Consider the following 19,650-nt stretch of genomic DNA (forward strand, 5'->3'; position numbering starts at 1 on the left):
CCCGCCGCCCCCCCCCTCGCGGGCGTCGTGGTGTGGTCGTTGTGGGGGGGGGGGGGGGGGGGCGGGGGGGGGGGGGGGGGGCCCCGGGGCCCCCCCCCCCCCCCCCCCCGCCACATGCGCCGACCCGCGCAACGGACTGCCGCACGGCCTGTGCTGACAGCCCGTGGCAACGACCTCGCCCGCGATTCGTAAGCCTCGTACGCCTCTTACGCCTCGCGGGCCCCCGCGTACATGTCGTCGATGAGGCCCTTGTACTCACGCTCGACGACCGGCCGCTTCAGTTTGAGACTGGGCGTCAGTTCGCCGTGCTCGATGTCGAGATCGCGGGGCAGCAGCCGGAACTTCTTGATGGTCTGCCAGCGCTGCAGCCCCTCGTTGAGCCGCTTCACATAGCCCTCGATGAGCTCGACGGCCTGCGGGGAGGCCACTACGTCGGCGTACGACTTCCCGCCCAGGCCGTTCTCGGCGGCCCAGCCGAGGATGGTCGGCTCGTCGAGCGCGATCAGGGCGGTGCAGAAGTTGCGGTCCGCGCCGTGCACCAGGATGTTGGAGACGAACGGGCAGACCGCCTTGAACTGCCCCTCGACCTCCGCCGGGGCGATGTACTTGCCGCCGGACGTCTTGATGAGGTCCTTCTTGCGGTCGGTGATCCGGAGGTAGCCGTCCACGGACAGCTCTCCGATGTCACCGGTGTGGAACCAGCCGTCCGCCTCCAGCACCTCGGCGGTCTTCTCCGGCAGCCCCTGGTAGCCCTCCATCAGGCCGGGGCCGCGCAGCAGGATCTCGCCGTCGTCGGCGATCCGTACCTCGGTGCCGGGGAGCGGCTTGCCGACGGTGCCGGTGCGGTATGCCTCGCCCGGGTTGACGAAGGAGGCGGCGCTGGTCTCGGTGAGGCCGTAGCCCTCCAGGATGTGGATGCCGGCGCCCGCGAAGAAGTAGCCGATGTCGGGGGCGAGCGCCGCGGAGCCGGAGATACAGGCACGCAGCCGACCGCCGAAGGCCTCGCGGATCTTCGCGAAGACGAGGGTGTCGGCGACCTTGTGCTTGGCGCCGAGCGCGAAGGGGACGGAGGCCGTGCCGGTGTGCCGGAAGTTGTCCTGCGAGACGGTCGCGTACTCGCGGGCGACCCCGGCCGCCCACTGAAAGATCTTGTACTTGGCCGCGCCGCCGGCCCGCGCCTTGGCGGCGACGCCGTTGTAGACCTTCTCGAAGATACGGGGGACCGCGGCCATGTACGTCGGCTGGACCACCGGCAGGTTTTCGATGATCTTGTCGACCCGGCCGTCCACGGCGGTGACGTGGCCGACCTCGATCTGGCCGGAGGTGAGGACCTTGCCGAAGACATGGGCGAGCGGCAGCCAGAGGTACTGGACGTCGTCCTTGGTGATCAGCCCGGTCCCGGCGGTGGCCTTGGCCATGTACGACCAGTTGTCGTGCGGCAGGCGTACGCCCTTGGGGCGGCCGGTGGTGCCCGAGGTGTAGATCAGGGTGGCCAGCTGGTCGGCCGTGATCGCGGCGATCCGCTCCTTGACGACGTCGGGGTTCTTCGCCAGGTGCTCGGCGCCGCGGGCCTCCAGGTCGGCGAGGGTGAGCATCCAGCCCTCGGGGTCGCCCTCGGCGGGCCCGGCGCCCTCGGGGTCGATGACGACGACATGGGCGAGGTTCGGCAGCTCGGCGCGGCGCTCACGGGCCTTGGCCAGCTGGCCGGCGTCCTCGGCGATCAGCACCCGGCTCTCGGAGTCGGAGAGGATGAACGCCGATTCCTCGGCGTTGGTCGACGGGTAGATCGTGGTGGTGGCGGCGCCCGCGCACATCACACCGAGGTCGACGAGGATCCATTCCACCCGGGTACTGGCGGCGAGCGCGACCCGCTCCTCCGGCTGCACGCCCAGACCGATCAGCCCGGCCGCGACGGCGTACACCCGCTCGGCGGCCTGCGCCCAGCTCAGCGACCTCCACTCGTCGGGCCCCTCGCCGGCGGCCGAAGGGACCGGGTAGCGGTAGGCCTCCTCGTCCGGGGTGGCCGCCACGCGGTCGGCGAAGAGGTTCGCCACGGAGGGCGGTCGGTTCTCGATCAGGGTCTGTGCGTCGCTCACGACATCCTCCGGGCCTGCGGCAGTGCTTCACGACCGGCTGCTGGTTGCTGCTTGCTGCTTGTTCCTGTGCGTGTTCCTGCGTACGTCTGCGGGTCTGTCCTGTGGAGTCCGGCCCGCGATGCTCGATCCCGCTTGTTTAACTGGCGAGTAACTACGAGGCCGTGATCAGGGTAGAGCGCCCGCGTCCGCCGCGTAAGAGGCAACGGGCCGTCGCTTCATAACGAACGGGCCCCTGTGCCGCAGTGCGCTGCGTCACAAGGGCCCGTTGGGCTACCACCGAGTAGGGTCAAGCCGGAGCCGGGACGGAAGCCGGTCCGGAGCCCCTCGTTCCGCGGCCTCGCGGAAGCCGGCGCGGAACGCGTCCCCCCAGCCTCGCGGCGGCGGGCTACTTCTTGCCCTTGCCGTCCCCGCCCGACTCGTCCGTCGACAGCACGGCGATGAAGGCCTCCTGCGGCACCTCCACATTGCCGACCATCTTCATCCGCTTCTTGCCTTCCTTCTGCTTCTCCAGCAGCTTCCGCTTACGGGAGATGTCACCGCCGTAGCACTTGGCGAGGACATCCTTGCGGATGGCGCGGACGGTCTCACGGGCGATGACCCGGGAGCCGATGGCGGCCTGGATCGGCACCTCGAAGTTCTGCCGCGGGATCAGCTCGCGCAGCTTGGCGACGAGCCGCACGCCGTACGCGTACGCCTTGTCCTTGTGCGTGACCGCGGAGAACGCGTCGACCTTGTCGCCGTGCAGCAGGATGTCGACCTTGACGAGCTGGGCGGACTGCTCGCCGGTGGGCTCGTAGTCGAGGGAGGCGTAGCCCCGGGTCTTGGACTTCAGCTGGTCGAAGAAATCGAAGACGATCTCGGCGAGCGGCAGGGTGTAGCGGATCTCGACCCGGTCCTCGGAGAGGTAGTCCATGCCGAGCAGGGTGCCACGCCGGTTCTGGCAGAGCTCCATGATCGCGCCGATGAACTCGCTGGGTGCCAGGACCGTGGCGCGCACGACGGGCTCGTGCACCTTGTCGATCTTGCCCTCGGGGAATTCGCTCGGATTGGTGACGGTGTGCTCGGTGCCGTCCTCCATATCCACGCGGTAGACCACGTTGGGGGCGGTGGCGATGAGTTCGAGACCGAACTCGCGCTCCAGCCGCTCGCGGATCACATCGAGGTGGAGCAGCCCGAGGAAGCCGACGCGGAAGCCGAAGCCGAGCGCGGCGGAGGTCTCCGGCTCGTACACCAGGGCGGCGTCGTTGAGCTGGAGCTTGTCGAGCGCCTCGCGCAGGTCCGGGTAGTCCGAGCCGTCCAGCGGGTACAGGCCCGAGAACACCATCGGCTTCGGGTCCTTGTAGCCGCCCAGAGCCTCGGTCGCGCCCTTGTTCAGGGAGGTGATGGTGTCACCGACCTTGGACTGCCGGACGTCCTTCACGCCGGTGATGATGTAGCCGACCTCACCCACGCCGAGGCCGTCGGCCGGGGTCATCTCCGGGGAGGAGACCCCGATCTCCAGCAGCTCGTGCGTGGCGCCGGTGGACATCATCCGGATCCGCTCGCGCTTGTTGAGCTGGCCGTCGACGACTCGGACGTACGTGACGACGCCCCGGTAGGAGTCGTAGACCGAGTCGAAGATCATCGCGCGGGCGGGGGCGTCGGCCTTGCCGATCGGGGCCGGAACGTCCTGGACCACCCGGTCGAGCAGGGCGTCCACGCCCATACCGGTCTTCGCCGAGACCTTGAGGACGTCCTCCGGCCGGCAGCCGATGAGGTTGGCCAGTTCCTCGGAGAACTTCTCCGGCTGCGCGGCCGGCAGGTCGATCTTGTTGAGCACCGGGACGATGGTGAGGTCGTTCTCCATCGCCAGGTAGAGGTTGGCCAGCGTCTGGGCCTCGATGCCCTGCGCGGCGTCGACCAGCAGGATCGTGCCCTCGCAAGCGGCGAGCGAACGGGAGACCTCGTAGGTGAAGTCCACGTGGCCCGGGGTGTCGATCATGTTGAGGACATGGGTGCGGCCCTGGTCCTCGCCCGTGTTGGGCGCCCAGGGCAGACGTACCGCCTGGGACTTGATGGTGATGCCGCGCTCGCGCTCGATGTCCATCCGGTCGAGGTACTGAGCGCGCATCTGCCGCTGGTCGACCACGCCCGTCAGCTGAAGCATCCGGTCGGCAAGGGTCGACTTGCCGTGGTCGATGTGCGCGATGATGCAGAAGTTGCGGATCAGCGCCGGGTCGGTACGACTCGGCTCGGGCACGTGGGTAGGAGTCGCGGGCACGCAGGGTCCTGATTCTTGAGACGCCGAACGCCGTGTCTCGGGTCGATGTCGGTTCGGTCGGATCGATACGTAGCCTCCATCGTCCCATGGTTGCGGGGCAGGGACCGGTTTGGGCCGGTCGGAGCGGGACTGGTACCGTTGACAGCTGTGCCTCGCGACCCTCTCGGGCCATGGGGCGCACATCGAAGATCCAACGAACCTGAAAAGGCTCTTTCGTGGCGAACATCAAGTCCCAGATGAAGCGGAACAAGACGAACGAGAAGGCGCGCCTGCGCAACAAGGCCGTCAAGTCCTCGCTCAAGACCGCTATCCGCAAGGCCCGTGAGGCTGCCGTCGCCGGTGACGTCGAGAAGGCCACCACGGCCGCTCGCGACGCCTCCCGTGCGCTGGACAAGGCCGTCTCGAAGGGTGTCATCCACAAGAACGCCGCCGCCAACAAGAAGTCGGCGCTGGCCTCCAAGGTTGCCTCCCTCCAGGGCTGAGCATTCTGATGTGATCGCCGGAACGGACCAGCGGGCCCTCTCTCCCGCCCCTGCCCGGCCCCCGCGCCGCACACCGAACCTGCGTTCGCCACGCGGGTGCGGCGCACCGAGTGTGATCCGAAGGCCCCGGCCGCCGCTCTCCCCAGAGCGAAGGCCGGGGCCTTCGGCGTACTCGCTGTCCGGCCCGTCCGGCACGTGAGGACGCCCCCGAGCCCGCACTCCGTCCGGAGCCCTCGCCCCATCCAGCCGGCGCACCCCTCCTACCGCCCGGACCGCGCCGCCCGCGCCACCGCGACCACGGCCTTCTCCAACGCGTACTCCGGGTCGTCGCCGCCTCCCTTGACCCCCGCGTCCGCATCCGCGACCGCCCGCAGCGCCACGGCCACGCCGTCCGGCGTCCAGCCACGCATCTGCTGGCGTACCCGGTCGATCTTCCACGGCGGCATGCCCAGCTCACGGGCGAGGTCCGCGGGACGGCCCCCGCGGGCCGAGGACAGCTTGCCGATCGCCCGTACACCCTGCGCCAGCGCGCTGGTGATCAGCACGGGCGCCACCCCGGTCGACAGCGACCAGCGCAGCGCCTCAAGCGCTTCCGCCGCCCGCCCCTCCACCGCGCGGTCGGCGACCGTGAAGCTCGACGCCTCGGCGCGGCCCGTGTAGTAGCGGGCGACGACCGCCTCGTCGATCGTGCCCTCGACATCCGCGACGAGCTGCGAGGCCGCACTCGCCAGCTCCCGCAGATCGCTGCCGATGGAATCGACCAGCGCCTGGCACGCCTCGGGGGTCGCCGAGCGCCCCAGCGCCCGGAACTCCGAGCGTACAAACGAGAGCCGCTCGGCCGGTTTGGTCGTCTTCGGACAGGCGACCTCCCGTGCCCCGGCCTTGCGCGCCGCGTCCAGCAGGCCCTTGCCCTTGGCGCCGCCCGCGTGGAGCAGAACGAGGGTGATCTCCTCGACCGGATCGCCGAGGTACGCCTTGACGTCCTTGATCGTGTCGGCGGAGAGATCCTGTGCATTGCGCACGATCACCACCTTGCGCTCGGCGAAGAGCGACGGGCTCGTCAGCTCGGCGAGGGTGCCGGGCTGGAGCTGGTCGGAGGTGAGGTCGCGGACATCCGTGTCGGAGTCGGCGGCACGGGCCGCCGCCACCACCTGTTGCACGGCACGGTCGAGGAGCAGGTCCTCCTGCCCCACGGCGAGCGTGAGGGGGGCGAGCGGATCGTCGGTGGAATTCCTTCTGGTGGCCATCGCCCTCCAGCATCCCACGCGCCACCGACAACCCCGCCGCCGGAGCAACGACGCACGCCGTACGGAAGAATGGGCCGGTGAGCGATGTGAGACATGTGCTGGTGCTGCCCGACCGCGACGCCGCGGAGGAGGTGGCCGGAGAGCTCGGCGACCGCTTCGGGGTCTCCGAGGAACCCCAGCTCGTACGCGACGCACTGGCCGGCGAGGACGACGCCGAGGACGCCCAGTGGCTGGTGGTCGTGGAGGACCCGTCGGGGCGGCTGGACTCCGCTGCGCTCGACGCGTTCGCCGCGGAGTACGACGGGTGGCTCGAAGCGCCCTAAGGGCTGTCCCGTAATCCCTGGTGGATCAGCGCGCGGCGTCAGATGCGGTGCATCGCAAGGCGGAGGAACATCCGCATACTGGATGTATTCGGACGTTCCGACAACGCGGCGAGGATGGAGCCTCCCCTGCTCGAGCGCAGCCGAGAGCTTGGGGAAGTAGCTGTCGTCGTGCGCCCGCCAGGGATTACGGGACATCCCTTAGCGGGGCAGCGGGACAGCGGGACGCCTTGCCGGCTCAGCTCTTGGGGACGATCTGGATGTCCATGTCGATGGAGATGCTGGAGCCGACGGCCGCGATGCCGCGGGCCAGCATGGTCTGCCAGGTCAGGGTGAAGTCCTCGCGGTGCAGCTCCGTGGTGGCCCGGCAGGCGGCGCGGGTCTCGCCCTCCAGGCCGTTGCCCAGGCCGAGATACTGGGTGTCGAGCGTGACCGTGCGGCTGACGCCGTGCAGCGTGAGCGCGCCGGTCACACCCCAGCGCGTGCCGCCGCGGTGGACGAAGCGGTCGCTGTAGAACTCCAGCGTCGGATAGCGGCCCACGTCGAGGAAGTCGCCGGAACGCAGATGGTCGTCGCGCATCTGGACGTTCGTGTCGATCGACGCGGCGTCGATGATCACGTGCATGGCCGAGTTCTCCATGCGGTCGGCGATCCGGACCGCGCCGGCGAAGGTGTTGAACCGGCCGTGGATGCGTGCCATGCCGATGTGCCGGGCCGTGAAGCCGATCTGCGAGTGCATCGGCTCGACTTCCCACTCGCCCGGGTCGGGCAACTGCGGGGGCGCGGAGAGCTGCAGCGTCACGTCACCGAGGCCGGCGTGGCCGCCCTCGACGACCGTGGCCGCACCGTGGAACGGGGTGAACCCCTCGGCCGTGACGGCCACTCGGTACTCGCCGACCGGAACGGTGGCGAGTACGTTGCCGTACGGGTCCGTCTCACCACTGACGACCTTACGGCCCGCGCTGTCCGTGACGACGAACTCGGCCTGCGGCACGATCGCGTTGGCGGGGTCGAGCACCCGGCAACTGAGCACTCCGGCGGTGTGTGGGACCTCCAGCCCGGCGAGGGCGTTGCCGCGCCCGGCATCCGTCGCTCTCCTGCTTCCCAGCCAACGGCCGAACATCTTCTACCTACCCTCGGAGGCGATTCACCTTGGGCCCTGACGGCTGGACGTCCTCGTCGGAGCAGCGGCCCACCGACGAGCATGCATTCGATCACCATTGTGGCGTTCGAGGCAAACGGAGCAGCTCGCAGGGGCTTGAGTAGAGGTGTTACCGATGGTCCGAATTGGCCACCCCACTTTCGGCCGCCATCGGCTCGTGCGTGCTGCCGGTGCCCCACCGACGGAGCGGGGCTCATGAGCTGCCCACCGCTCTCAGTCCCGTCCCGGCACCCGCCACGGCGATCGCACCGTCCGTGTCCGTGCGCAGCACCACCGCTCCGCCGGCTCGGAGCGCGTCGAGGGTGCGCGGGGCCGGGTGACCGTACGGGTTGTCCCTGCCCACGCTCACCAGGGCGAGTCTCGGGTGCGCACTGCGCAGCAGAGCGGGGTCCTGATGGGCGGAGCCATGATGGGCGACCTTGAGAACGTCCACCCGTGGCAGGACGGGATACCTGCGCAACACCCCCTGCTGGGCCGGGGGTTCGAGGTCGCCCAGGAGCAACAGGGTCAACCGGCCCGCCCGGACGTACAGGGTGACGCTGGCATCATTCGGCTCCTGCGGTACGGGACCGTATCCGGCTCCCCGGACCATCGGCGCACCGACCGCCCCCGTGCCGCCCGCGGGCCACAGGACTCGCCAGTCGAGGGGACCGATCCGGCGGCGTTCACCGGGGACGGCCCGCACCAGCGGGACGTCGGCCGCGGCGGCCGTTCTCCGTACGAACGCGACCTGATCCGGCGGTTCGTCCAGGTTCGTCGTCTGGATCGCCCCCACCGCTCTGCCCCGCAGCACACCGGGCAGCCCTCGGACATGGTCCGCGTGGAAGTGCGTGAGGACCAGGAGCGGCACCTCGGTGATGCCCAGCTCGCGCAGGCACCGGTCGGCGAGCCGGGGATCGGGACCGGTGTCGACGACCACACCCTTGCGGCCCCCCGCGGCCAGCACGAGGGAATCGCCCTGACCGACGTCGCACATCGCGAACGCCCAGTCCGGCGGCGGCCATCCGGTCAGTATCCGGGTGAGCGGCACCGGACGCAGCACCACGAGAATCAGCAGCAGCGCGGCGGCCGAGCAGATCCAGGGATGGCGCACGACACGACGCGCGGCCGGCACCACCGCCACCGTCAGCGCGGCGAGCAGGAGCGCGCCCTTCCCGCCGTCGGGCCAGTCGATCTCCGCCCCGGGCAGCGCCGCCCCGGTACGCGCCACCGAGGCGATCCACCCGGCCGGCCACCCCGCGATCCGGGCGAGCAGCTCCGCCACCGGCATGGCCATCGGCGCCAGGGTGAGTACGGCGAACCCGAGGACCGTGGCCGGCGCCACCGCGAACTCGGCCAGCAGATTGCACGGGATCGCCACCAGGCTGACCCGGGAGGCGAGCAGCACGACGACCGGTGCGCACACCGCCTGCGCAGCAGCGGCCGCGGCGAGCGCCTCGGCGATCCGGGGCGGCATTCGGCGCCGTCGCAGTGCGTCGCTCCACTTCGGGGCGATGGTGAGCAGGGCGCCGGTGGCCAGGACGGAGAGGATGAAACCGTAACTGCGCGCCATCCACGGGTCGTACAGCACCAGCAGAAGGACCGCGGCGGCCAGCGCGGGGATCAGTGATCTGCGGCGCCCCGTGCCGATGGCGAGCAGGGTGATCAGTCCGCAGGCCGCGGACCGCAGCACGCTCGGCTCCGGTCGGCAGACGATGACGAAGGCGAGCGTGAGTCCGCCGCCGAGCAATGCGGTCATCCGCAGCGAAATCCCCAACCGGGGTGCCAGACCGCGGCGTTCGACGCGCGTGGCGGTGCCCGGCGGCCCGATCAGGAGAACGAGCAGGATCGCCAGGTTGGCGCCGGAGACCGCCATCAGGTGGGTGAGGTCGGCCGCCTGGAAGGCGTCGTGCAGTTCCGGCGTGACCCGTGACGTGTCGCCGACCACCAGGCCAGGCAGGAGCGCCCGCGCATCGGGATCGAGCCGCTCGGTCGCCTGCCGCAGGCCCCCACGCAGAGCACCCGCCATACGCTGGACCGGCGAAGGGGGACCGGTGATGTGCGGCGGGCCCTTGCCCTCCGGCCGCAGTACGGCGGCATTGCGCTCCCCCTCGTGCAGCGGTGGCGCCAGCCGGCCTCCGACGCGCAGCCGGGTGGAGGGGAGCAACTGCTGCCACCGTGCCATCGATCCGCCGGGCGAGACGATCAGCAGTACTGGCGTATGCAGCCGGGTGACCGCACCATCGGGCCCGGTCAGTCGGGTGATCTCGGCATCCATGAGGAGGGCTGCGGGCGTGCTGTGGTCGCCCCGCACCCGGGGCACGGTCCGCCGGGCGTCGGTCGTCACCGTCACCTCCGCGTCGACCCTCGCGAACCGCTGAGCCAGCTCGCGGACCGGTCCCTGCCGTACATCCGCGCCGTGCCACCCGGCCGAAGCGGCCCCGGCCGCGGCACAGAGCAGCACGGCAGCGGTCGCGGTTGCGGTGGTGTGCGGCCGCCACCGGTTGCGTACCGCACTCTCGTCATCCGCCGCCCCTCCCCCGGCGTCGGCCGACGAACCACGCACTGCACGGGCAGCCGAGACTCCGGACATCGCCAGAAGGACCATGGCGGCGCCGACGCACAGCAGCACGCCCGCCGTGGTCCACCGTCCAGGCGCACTGATCGCGAGCGCCGCTCCGGCCCAGGCCGCCGAGGCCGGTGGAACCAGCCGAAGGTCGAGCGGCCCCTCCTGCCTGGGGTCGGAGGAACCCAGCCGTCGGCCCGAGGCCGCGTGGACATCCAGGTGATTCACGGCCCCACCAGCGGTTGGAGATCGGCGAACCGGCGATCGCCGATCCCGTTGACCTCGCGGAGTTCGTCGACAGAACGGAAACCGCCGTGCTGTGTGCGGTAGTCGACGATGTGCTGGGCGAGGACCGGGCCGACACCGGGCAGGGTGTCGAGTTGTTCGACGGTCGCCAGGTTGAGGCTGACCGGCCCTGCCGCGGGACCGCTGCTGCCGGTGCCGCCCGCAGCGGCTCCTCCCGTGCCGCCGGTGGCTTGAGGGCCCGGGGGAACACCCACCACGATCTGTTCCCCGTCCATGAGCACCCGCGCCCGGTTGAGCCCGGCGAGGTCGGCACCGGGCCGGGCGCCACCGGCGGCCCTGATCGCATCGGCGACCCGTGCGCCGGACGGCAGTTGGTGGATTCCCGGCCTCCGCACCTTCCCGCTCACATCGACGACGATGTGCCCACCCGGCCCTGTCGCGGGTGGCGGCCCCGGTGACGGCTCGGGTGCTCCGGCCATCCCCGGCGTCGGTTCCGATGCCCTGGCGCCCACAGCTTCGTTGACCGGATCGGGAGCTTTTACGGAGTGGGGGCGCGCGGACCAGAAATGCACCGCGGCGAAGACCGCGGCCGCGATCAGGACAACGGTCAGCGCGGCAAGGGTCCTTGGCTCCACTCCGCATCTGAGCTGGAGCCACACCGGAATCCGCTCCCTCAGCGCGGGAACCACCCTCTCCCACAACCCCGGGGCCGATGTCGCACTCGGCGCCGAAACCGGCGTCGAGGCCTGCGCGGAAGCGGTAGCCATCGCCGTGGCTCCGCCAGTGGCCGGGTTCGGGTTCGGTGTCAGGCCCGGAGCCGAGGCCGAAGCCGGAACCGGAGCCGGAATCGAGGCCGAGGCCGAGGCCGGAGCGAACACCGAAAAGGAAGCCGGAGCCGGAGCCGGATCGGGAGCCCGAGCTGGGGCCGGAGCCGGATCGGGAGCCCGAGCTGGGGCCGGAGTGGAATCGGGAACGGGAGCCGAAGCCGGAGCCAGGGCCGGGTCCGGAGTTGCGGCAGCCCCGAGGACAGGCTGCGCGCCCCGTCCGCAGCATGCCCCTCCCATGAGGGCGTCCGCCCGACGACGCGAAACCGCCGCCACGACGTCCGCACGCCCACGCAGGGACCGTCGTCGTCCGGGGCCGAGGCCGGGACCGCTACGAGCACGGCCGGGGCCACTGCCGCTTCCACTGGTTTCACGATGTGATCGGGGAGCCATGCCTCACGACGGTAGGCACATCCGTCCGAACCCGCTGAGCGGACCCGATTCCGGTGGACAACCGACCAGTTGTGGATAACTCGGCCACCTCCAGGAGTGAGATCCGAGGGCCGAGATCCAGGAAGCAAGGGCCGGGACCCAGGAACCAAGGGCCGTGAACCGGCTCAGCGCGGTGAGACCACAGCTCCGAGCAGCCCGGGCCCGGTGTGCGCACCGATCACCGCGCCCACCTCGCTGACGTGCAGATCGACCAGGCCCGGCACCCGCTCGCGCAGCCGCTCGGCGAGTCGCTCGGCCCTCTCGGGTGCCGCCAGGTGATGCACGGCGATGTCCACCTGGTCGAGGCCCGCATGTTCCGCGACGATCTCCTCCAGGCGCGCGATCGCCTTCGAGGCCGTCCGGACCTTCTCCAGCAGTTCGATACGGCCGCCGTCCAGTTGGAGCAGCGGCTTCACGGCGAGCGCCGATCCCAGCAGTGCCTGCGCCGTACCGATGCGACCGCCGCGGCGCAGATAGTCCAGCGTGTCGACGTAGAAGTACGCGGAGGTGCCCGCGGCCCGCTTCTCCGCGGCCGCGACCGCCTCGTCCAGGCTCCCACCCGCCTCCGCCGTCTCCGCCGCCGCCAGGGCGCAGAATCCGAGGGCCATGGCCACCATTCCGGTGTCCACCACCCGTACCGGAATCGGCGCGTCCTTCGCCGCGAGCAGGGCGGCATCGTAGGTGCCCGAGATCTCGGCCGAGAGGTGCAGCGAGACGACGCCGTCTGCTCCGGCCCCGGCCGCCGCCCGGTACGCGGCGGCGAAGACCTCCGGGCTGGGGCGGGAAGTTGTCACGGGACGACGCTTCTGGAGTGCCAGTGCGAGGGAGCGGGCCGAGATCTCGGTGCCGTCCTCCAGCGCCTGATCACCGAGGACGACGGTCAGCGGCACCGTGGCGATGCCGTGCCGTTCCATCGCCTCGGGCGGCAGGTAGGCCGTGGAGTCGGTCACGATCGCGACATGGCGGGACATGAGCGGGAGGTTACCTGGCAAGTCCTCGGCCCGGCAGTCCGACCCCGACCGAATGATCGCTCCGGACCGCTTCGGACCGCATCAGGTCACCGCCGGTCATCGAGCGCCTCAGTTCGTCGCTTCCGGCCGAGCCGCCTTCTGCCACGGGTACGGGGTCTGCTGCAGCGGGTCCGCAGCCGTGATCGCCTGCGCCGTATCGCCGGCGGGCCGGCCTTCCTGCCCCGGCCGGCTCGCCCATCCCTGTTTCTGTCCCTGCCCCGGCGCGGTCTCCCGGCCCTGTCCCTGATCGCGGCCGTCGCCCTGGGGCTGTCCCTGCCCGTGGACCGGTCCGTCCGGCTCCACCGTCCAGTGCCGCAGCGCCCCGGCCTCCACATCGATCTGGGCGTTCAGCGCGTCCAGATCGTCCTCGGTGAACCGCCGCGCCCGGTCCCGGGCGGCCCACCGCAGCGAATCCGCGGAGTGGGTGATCCGCTCCGTACGCTGCTTCAGGCCCGGCAGCATCGAGGCAACCGTCGCACGGTCGGGCTCGCGCTCCAGTCTCTTCAGGTCGTCGTCCAGCTCTCGCCCGTGCACACTCAGCCGCTGGAAGAGGCCCAGTGACTCCGAGAGCGAGGCATCCTCGGCGACTCCCGCCTGCAACGCCTCCTGCGTGGCCCGCATGGATGTGCGCAGCACGAGCCGCAGCTGCGCCAGCTCTCCGCCCACACCCATCTGGCCGTAGCTCTTGGCCCGCAGCGTGGTGTCCTCCACGGTCCGGCGCGCCTGCGTGATCGTACGGTCCACACCCCGCTTCGCCACGCCGATGGCCTTGACGCCCACATACACGCCCAGGGCCACGAACGCGAAAAAGAGCAACCCCAGAATCAGGATCACGGCTTCCATGAGCGCCCCTTGCATGTCGTTTCGGCTGCCGGGTGCCGGCCCCTCCACCGTAAACGGAAAGGGCAGGCCGAGGGTTCCTTCGAAACCCCCAACCTGCCCGTAGGGGAATGCCCCCACACCGTCGTGGGACAGCCGACGGCTGTCCCACGACCGTCACGTGGGGACGCCGGCCGCCCTCGTACGGAGAACGATCAGCGCCTTCGCTCCAAGACGACAGCGCCGTCACGCAGGGACGATGTTGACCAGCTTCGGCGCCCGCACGATCACCTTGCGGATGCCCGCGCCGTCCAGCGCGGCGATCACGGCCGGATCGGCCAGGGCCAGTGCTTCCAGCTCCTCGTCCGCGATCGACGGGGAGATCTCCAGGCGCGCCTTGACCTTGCCCTTGACCTGCACGACACAGGTCACGGTCTCGTCCACGACGTACGCCGGGTCGGCGACGGGGAAGTCCTGGTGCACGACCGACCCGGTGCGGCCCAGCCGACGCCACAGCTCCTCGGCGATGTGCGGCGCCAGCGGCGCCACCAGCAGCACCAGCGACTCGGCGACGCTCCGGGACAGCGGGCCACCCGCCTTGGTCAGGTGATTGTTCAGCTCGGTGACCTTGGCAATGGCCGTGTTGAAACGCATCCCGGCCATGTCCTGGCCGACTCCGTCGATCGCCTTGTGCAGCGCCCGCAGCGTCTCCTCACCGGGCTCGGTGTCGACGACGGTGACCTGGCCGGTCTCCTCGTCGACGACATTGCGCCACAGCCGCTGCAGCAGCCGGTACTGGCCCACGACAGCACGCGTGTCCCACGGCCGCGAGACATCCAGGGGACCCATCGCCATCTCGTACAGGCGCAGCGTGTCCGCCCCGTACTCGGCGCAGATCTCGTCCGGTGTGACGGCGTTCTTCAGGGACTTGCCCATCTTGCCCAGGACGCGGCTGACCTTCTCGCCCTGGTGGTAGAACTGTCCGTCGCGCTCCTCGACCTCGGCCGCCGGGACCGCGATCCCGCGGCTGTCCCGGTAGACGAACGCCTGGATCATGCCCTGGTTGTACAGCTTGTGGAACGGCTCGGTGGACGAGATGTGTCCCAGGTCGTGCAGCACCTTGGACCAGAAGCGGGCGTACAGCAGGTGCAGGACGGCGTGCTCGGCGCCGCCGACGTACAGGTCGACACCGCCGGCCGGCTGCCCCTCGCGCGGGCCCATCCAGTACTGCTCGATCGCCGGGTCGACCAGCTTCCGGTCGTTGTTCGGGTCCAGATAGCGCAGCTCGTACCAGCAGGAGCCGGCCCAGTTGGGCATGGTGTTGGTCTCGCGGCGGTACTTCCTGGGACCGTTTCCGTCGCCCAGGTCCAGGGTGACGTTGACCCAGTCGGCGTTCCGGGACAGCGGGGTCTCGGGCTGGGTGTCGGCGTCGTCGGGGTCGAAGGTACGCGGCGAGTAGTCGTCGACCTCCGGCAGCTCCAGAGGCAGCATCGACTCGGGCAGCGGGTGCGCGATGCCGTCCTCGTCGTAGACGATCGGGAAGGGCTCGCCCCAGTAGCGCTGACGGCTGAACAGCCAGTCCCGCAGCCGGAAGTTGACGGTGCCCTCACCGACGCCGTGCTCCTTCAGCCACTCGGTGATCTTCGTCTTGGCGTCCACGACGCCCAGACCGTTCAGCGAGATCTCGTCATTGGCGGAGTTGACCAGCTTCGCCTCGTACGAGGAGAAGGCGTCGTCCCACGTCGAGGGGTCCGTACCACGGTCGTCCGACGGCTGGACCACGCAGCGCATCGGCAGCTCGAAGGCGCGCGCGAAGGCGAAGTCGCGTGCGTCGTGCGCCGGCACGGCCATGATCGCGCCGGTGCCGTAACCCATCAGGACGTAGTCGGCGATGAAGACGGGCACCTTCTCGCCGCTGACCGGGTTGGTCGCGTACGCACCGGTGAAGACCCCGGTCTTGTCCTTGGCCTCGGCCTGCCGCTCCACGTCGGACTTGGCGGCGGCCAGCTTGCGGTACGCGGTGACGGCCTCGGCCGGGGACGCGTGTCCACCGGTCCACACCGGGTGGGTGCCCTCGGGCCAGGCGGCCGGAATGATCCGCTCGACCAGCTCGTGCTCGGGTGCCAGCACCATGTAGGTGGCACCGAACAGGGTGTCCTGGCGGGTGGTGAAGACCGTGACGGCACCGGCGCCGTCGACCGGGAAGTCGACCCGCGCGCCCTCGGAACGCCCGATCCAGTTGCGCTGCTGCAGCTTGATGGCCTCGGGCCAGTCCAGCCCGTCCAGGTCGTTCAGCAGCCGGTCGGCGTAGGCCGTGATGCGCATGTTCCACTGGCGCAGCTTGGCCTTGAAGACGGGGAAATTGCCGCGCTCGGAGCGGCCGTCGGCCGTCACCTCTTCATTGGCCAGTACCGTACCCAGGCCCGGCGACCAGTTGACGGGCGCATCGGAGGCGTACGCCAGGCGGTACTCGCTCAGGACGTCCGCGCGCTCGACGGCGCTCAGGGCGCTCCAGTCACGGCCGTCCGGGGTGGCACGCGAACCGCTCTCGAACTGCGCGACCAGCTCACCGATCGGGCGGGCCCGGTCGGCCTCGGCGTCGTACCAGGAGTTGAAGATCTGCAGGAAGATCCACTGAGTCCACTTGTAGTACTCCGACTCGATCGTGGCGAACGAGCGGCGCTTGTCGTGACCCAGGCCCAGCCGGCGCAGCTGGGCAGTCATGTTCTCGATGTTGGCCTCGGTGGAGACCCGCGGGTGCGTGCCGGTCTGCACGGCGTACTGCTCCGCGGGCAGGCCGAAGGCGTCGAAGCCCAGGGTGTGCAGCACATTGTGCCCGGTCATCCGCTGGTGGCGGGCGAAGACGTCGGTGGCGATGTAGCCCAGCGGGTGACCGACGTGCAGGCCCGCACCCGAGGGGTACGGGAACATGTCCATGATGAACTTCTTCGGCTTGGCGGCCAGATCCGGATCGCCTGCCAGGTCACCGGTCGGATTCGGCGCCTCGTACGTGCCCTCGGCGTCCCAGAAGTCCTGCCAGCGTGCCTCGATGTCGGCGGCCATCGCCGCCGTGTAGCGGTGCGGCGCAGCCGTCTCGGCTGCGGAATTCGTCTCGCTCATGATCCTCAAAGCTCCATCGATCGTCATCTGCCGGCGCCCACGTCTACGGACACGCGTCTACGGAAACGAAAAATCCCCTCGCACAGGAGGGGACGCCGCGCCGATTCCGACCAGGCATTCTCACCGGTCGGGACTGATCAGCGCGGCTCGCTAAGCAGAAGGCGTACGGCACGCATGGCGCCAGGGTACCGCACGGGTCCGGAGCCGGTCAGGACACGGCCGATCCATGGACGGGGCAACGAGTGTGACCGTACGGCGGAGCCCCCGCGAAACAATCGACGTCGACGCGGATGCAGTCGACACGGAGACATGAAAAACGAGACACCCTGTATGGATGACCCGTTTCCCACTTCTTCACTGTGGAGCTAAGGAGAATTGAACTCCTGACCTCCTGCATGCCATGCAGGCGCTCTACCAACTGAGCTATAGCCCCGTGTTGTGTGTCACCCGGTTTCGCTTGCCCCTGGCGACATCGAGAACATTACCGGTGACCCCGCCCGTCCACCAAATCGTTTCCCGCCTGCCCGCATTTGACCGATTTCGCGGCACCTCGGTCAGGGGCGACGCACGGGCGCACGGGGGCACCGTGAGCACCGGGAGCACATGGAATACGGGAGCGTGCCTGGGCTCATGCAGTGGCGAAGGAGTAGAAGCGCTTGAGCGTGCAGTGCTCCTCCAGCAGGCGCCCGTAGATCGGCTCCCCTTCGAGTTCCCGGTAGGTCTCGATCGGGTCGCCCTTTATGACCAGCGCCCGCGCACACTCCTCGCACCAGTACTGGTACTCGGGATTGACCGGATCCATGTCCCTGACGATGGGCGTACCACTGCCGCACCAGTCACATTTCCGCCTGTGCGCACCCATGAATCAGCTCCGGCTTCGGCCACGGGCAGTGCACACGCGGGAGACTCCACCGTTCCCGCCGAGCACGTGGGTGGCACGGAACGGACCACCGTCAAGGCGAACGGCGCGGGCGTGGCGTTCGGGGACAAGGAGCAGGTCCGGGACCTCGTGGCGACTCGCATGCATCGCGCGCTCCCTCCCGTTCGGTCCGTCGCCCCCTCCGGCGTTCCGATTCTGCCATGACCCCGCAAGGGGGTCAGCCCGGTGGATATCCGGTCGATCGCCGATGCCGCACGAGACCCGCCGACGCACCCGTCGGTGCGGCCACCGACAACGCGGGAGCACGTGCTCACACCGCGGGCCCCGGCCCCTGCACCCCGGCGCAGCAAGGCGGTTGGGACGGATCCTGCCGAGCGGCGAGACGCCCACGCGAAGAGGAGGCCGCGTCGACCGCCATCACCACGAGAACCCGCAACACCGCCCGAGCGGCACCCCGTTGACGGATCCGACTGCCGGAGCCCGCGGAACGGCAGGCTGTGAAGCATGAGTTCACGGCCCGTCTCCGGCTGACGTCGGCGTACCCGATGGTGTTGGTCAACCAGGAATCGTCCGCCCGATCGGGAGCGGCGGCCGTTCGCCGGGAAAAGCCAGTCGCGTCCACCTCGGCGGGCAGAGGCGGTCTGCTCGGCCCCGGAGAGGGACCCGTCACGGATCCCCGCCTGCGAATACCGGAGCACCGGGAGGCGTGAGCGCGCGCACGGCCGGCGGGAACGTGTCGGAGGAAACGGTCAGGGAGAACACAAAGATCCCGCCCTCTGATGAGGACGGGATCTTGATTGTGGAGCTAAGGAGAATTGAACTCCTGACCTCCTGCATGCCATGCAGGCGCTCTACCAACTGAGCTATAGCCCCGCTGTTCGCTGTGTTTCCCTGCGTTTCCGCCCCGCGAACAAGAAGAACTTTAGCCTGTGACCAGCCAGAAAGTGAAATCCGGCCGACACCGCCCCGCAGGCGGCCCAAACACTCTCGCCACCCCGGTGCTCGCAGGTGCTGTCACAGCTGGGGCTGGGGGCCCTTAGGTGTCGTCGCCGAGCACCGGCTCGGGCAGCGTGCCTGCGTTGTGCTCCAGCAGGCGCCAGCCGCGCGCGCCCTCCCCCAGCACCGACCAGCAGCAGTTGGAGAGCCCGCCGAGCCCTTCCCAGTGGTGCGACTCCAGGCCCAGCAGCCGACCGATGGTGGTGCGGATGGTGCCGCCGTGGCTGACCACGACGAGCGTGCCGCTGTCGGGCAGCTTGTCGGCATGTCCGAGCACGACCGGGGCGGCCCGGTCGGCGACCTCGGTCTCCAACTCGCCGCCGCCGCGCCGCACGGGCTCGCCGCGCTTCCACGCGGCGTACTGCTCGCCGTACTGCCCGACGATCTCCTCATGAGTGAGGCCCTGCCAGGCGCCGGCGTAGGTCTCCCGCAGCCCCTCGTCGTGCGCGACTTCGAGGCCGGTGATCGCGGCGAGCTCGGCAGCCGTTGCGGCCGCCCGCTGCAGATCGGAGGCGACGATCGCGTCCGGCCTCAGCGAGGCGAGCAGCCGGGCGGCCCGCTGGGCCTGCCCGATACCGGCGTCGGTGAGCGCGATGTCCGTGGAGCCCTGGAACCGGCGCTCCAGATTCCATGCCGTCTGGCCGTGTCGCCAGAGAACGATCCGGCGGCCCCTGCCGCTTCCGCTGCCGTTCAGCTCTGCTCACCGTCCGTGCTGCCGGTGAGCTGGGCGTGCTCCGCGGCCTTGCCGCGGGTCTTGACGGCGTCCTCGGGGAGCGCGATCTCGGGGCAGTCCTTCCAGAGACGCTCCAGCGCGTAGAAGACGCGCTCCTCGCTGTGCTGGACGTGAATGACGATGTCGACGTAGTCGAGGAGGATCCAGCGCGCGTCGCGGTCGCCCTCACGGCGTACCGGCTTCGCGCCGAGCTCCTTCTGGAGCCGCTCCTCGATCTCGTCGACGATCGACTTGACCTGGCGGTCATTGGGGGCCGAGGCCAGCAGGAAGGCGTCCGTGATCGACAGCACATCGCTGACGTCGTACGCAATGATGTCGTGCGCGAGCCGGTCGGCGGCCGCCTGGGCGGCGGCGTTGATGAGCTCGATGGAGCGGTCCGTGGCGGTCACAAGCAGGCTTTCGTCGGCGGTCAGATCAACCCCTAGGGTCTCACGGACCGCCGACAGCCCACGCAGCGAACGCTCGGAGGCCGAGCCGG

At 70.0% G+C, this 19,650-nt stretch carries 14 protein-coding genes and 2 tRNA genes; 2 read left to right on the forward strand and 14 right to left on the reverse strand.

Going from position 1 to position 19,650, the window contains the following annotated elements; genetic code table 11:
* Window positions 1-206 precede the first annotated feature (206 nt).
* Together ACF08M_RS00340 and lepA are read right to left on the reverse strand one after the other, a co-directional pair.
* Window positions 207-2,096: an AMP-dependent synthetase/ligase gene (locus tag ACF08M_RS00340; RefSeq protein WP_392183005.1), complete on the reverse strand. Its 1,890-nt coding sequence runs from the start codon at window positions 2,094-2,096 to the stop codon at window positions 207-209.
* A 385-nt stretch (window positions 2,097-2,481) separates the two neighbouring features.
* On the reverse strand, window positions 2,482-4,356 hold the full coding sequence (gene lepA / locus ACF08M_RS00345) for a translation elongation factor 4 (RefSeq protein ID WP_392183006.1): 1,875 nt from the start codon (window positions 4,354-4,356) through the stop codon (window positions 2,482-2,484).
* Between the two features lie 215 nt (window positions 4,357-4,571).
* On the opposite strand from lepA, the gene rpsT reads away from it, so the two are divergent.
* A complete protein-coding gene (gene rpsT / locus ACF08M_RS00350) occupies window positions 4,572-4,838 on the forward strand; it encodes a 30S ribosomal protein S20 (RefSeq protein WP_392183007.1) in 267 nt (88 codons plus the stop codon).
* Between the two features lie 260 nt (window positions 4,839-5,098).
* On the opposite strand, the gene holA is transcribed toward rpsT, so the two are convergent.
* Entirely contained in the window at window positions 5,099-6,085 is a 987-nt protein-coding gene (holA, locus tag ACF08M_RS00355; RefSeq protein WP_392183008.1) for a DNA polymerase III subunit delta, read from the reverse strand.
* A gap of 77 nt (window positions 6,086-6,162) precedes the next feature.
* Here holA and ACF08M_RS00360 point away from each other — a divergent pair, with 77 nt between their 5' ends.
* On the forward strand, window positions 6,163-6,408 hold the full coding sequence (locus tag ACF08M_RS00360; protein WP_392183009.1) for a hypothetical protein: 246 nt from the start codon (window positions 6,163-6,165) through the stop codon (window positions 6,406-6,408).
* A 235-nt stretch (window positions 6,409-6,643) separates the two neighbouring features.
* Here the strand turns inward: ACF08M_RS00360 and ACF08M_RS00365 are convergent, their stop codons facing one another.
* The 11 genes from ACF08M_RS00365 to rsfS form a co-directional block, all read right to left on the reverse strand.
* The gene (locus tag ACF08M_RS00365) at window positions 6,644-7,528 is read right to left on the reverse strand and encodes a YceI family protein (protein ID WP_392183010.1); all 885 of its coding nucleotides are present in this window, start codon (window positions 7,526-7,528) and stop codon (window positions 6,644-6,646) included.
* A 232-nt stretch (window positions 7,529-7,760) separates the two neighbouring features.
* On the reverse strand, window positions 7,761-10,340 hold the full coding sequence (locus tag ACF08M_RS00370) for a ComEC/Rec2 family competence protein (protein ID WP_392183011.1): 2,580 nt from the start codon (window positions 10,338-10,340) through the stop codon (window positions 7,761-7,763).
* Window positions 10,337-10,765 carry a helix-hairpin-helix domain-containing protein gene (locus ACF08M_RS00375; RefSeq protein WP_392183012.1) on the reverse strand — a complete coding sequence of 143 codons (429 nt, stop codon included), beginning with the start codon at window positions 10,763-10,765 and terminating at the stop codon, window positions 10,337-10,339. Before ACF08M_RS00375 ends, ACF08M_RS00370 begins: the two co-directional genes overlap by 4 nt.
* A gap of 974 nt (window positions 10,766-11,739) precedes the next feature.
* Entirely contained in the window at window positions 11,740-12,585 is an 846-nt protein-coding gene (locus tag ACF08M_RS00380) for a DegV family protein (RefSeq protein WP_392183013.1), read from the reverse strand.
* A gap of 108 nt (window positions 12,586-12,693) precedes the next feature.
* Window positions 12,694-13,467: a hypothetical protein gene (locus ACF08M_RS00385; protein ID WP_392183014.1), complete on the reverse strand. Its 774-nt coding sequence runs from the start codon at window positions 13,465-13,467 to the stop codon at window positions 12,694-12,696.
* Window positions 13,468-13,689: 222 nt separating this feature from the next.
* On the reverse strand, window positions 13,690-16,563 hold the full coding sequence (gene leuS, locus ACF08M_RS00390; RefSeq protein ID WP_392183015.1) for a leucine--tRNA ligase: 2,874 nt from the start codon (window positions 16,561-16,563) through the stop codon (window positions 13,690-13,692).
* 360 nt (window positions 16,564-16,923) lie between these two features.
* Window positions 16,924-16,996 (reverse strand) — tRNA-Ala (locus ACF08M_RS00395).
* A 195-nt stretch (window positions 16,997-17,191) separates the two neighbouring features.
* Window positions 17,192-17,425 (reverse strand): hypothetical protein, encoded by a 234-nt coding sequence (locus ACF08M_RS00400; RefSeq protein WP_392183016.1) that lies wholly within the window; start codon window positions 17,423-17,425, stop codon window positions 17,192-17,194.
* A gap of 818 nt (window positions 17,426-18,243) precedes the next feature.
* Window positions 18,244-18,316, reverse strand: a tRNA-Ala gene (locus ACF08M_RS00405).
* 163 nt (window positions 18,317-18,479) lie between these two features.
* Window positions 18,480-19,133, reverse strand: coding sequence for a histidine phosphatase family protein (locus ACF08M_RS00410; protein WP_392183431.1), 654 nt, complete (start codon window positions 19,131-19,133; stop codon window positions 18,480-18,482).
* The gene (gene rsfS / locus ACF08M_RS00415) at window positions 19,130-19,561 is read right to left on the reverse strand and encodes a ribosome silencing factor (protein ID WP_362194100.1); all 432 of its coding nucleotides are present in this window, start codon (window positions 19,559-19,561) and stop codon (window positions 19,130-19,132) included. Before rsfS ends, ACF08M_RS00410 begins: the two co-directional genes overlap by 4 nt.
* Window positions 19,562-19,650 lie beyond the last annotated feature (89 nt).

Source organism: Streptomyces sp. NPDC015032 (assembly GCF_043080425.1).
Classification (GTDB): domain Bacteria; phylum Actinomycetota; class Actinomycetes; order Streptomycetales; family Streptomycetaceae; genus Streptomyces.

Excerpts from the sequence above, each read along its gene's own strand:
- holA (WP_392183008.1), bottom strand. The coding sequence starts at position 6,085 with ATGGCCACCAGAAGGAATTCCACCGACGATCCGCTCGCCCCCCTCACG.
- ACF08M_RS00365 (WP_392183010.1), bottom strand. The coding sequence starts at position 7,528 with ATGTTCGGCCGTTGGCTGGGAAGCAGGAGAGCGACGGATGCCGGGCGC.
- ACF08M_RS00380 (WP_392183013.1), bottom strand. The coding sequence starts at position 12,585 with ATGTCCCGCCATGTCGCGATCGTGACCGACTCCACGGCCTACCTGCCG.
- ACF08M_RS00385 (WP_392183014.1), bottom strand. The coding sequence starts at position 13,467 with ATGGAAGCCGTGATCCTGATTCTGGGGTTGCTCTTTTTCGCGTTCGTG.
- leuS (WP_392183015.1), bottom strand. The coding sequence starts at position 16,563 with ATGAGCGAGACGAATTCCGCAGCCGAGACGGCTGCGCCGCACCGCTAC.
- ACF08M_RS00400 (WP_392183016.1), bottom strand. The coding sequence starts at position 17,425 with ATGGGTGCGCACAGGCGGAAATGTGACTGGTGCGGCAGTGGTACGCCC.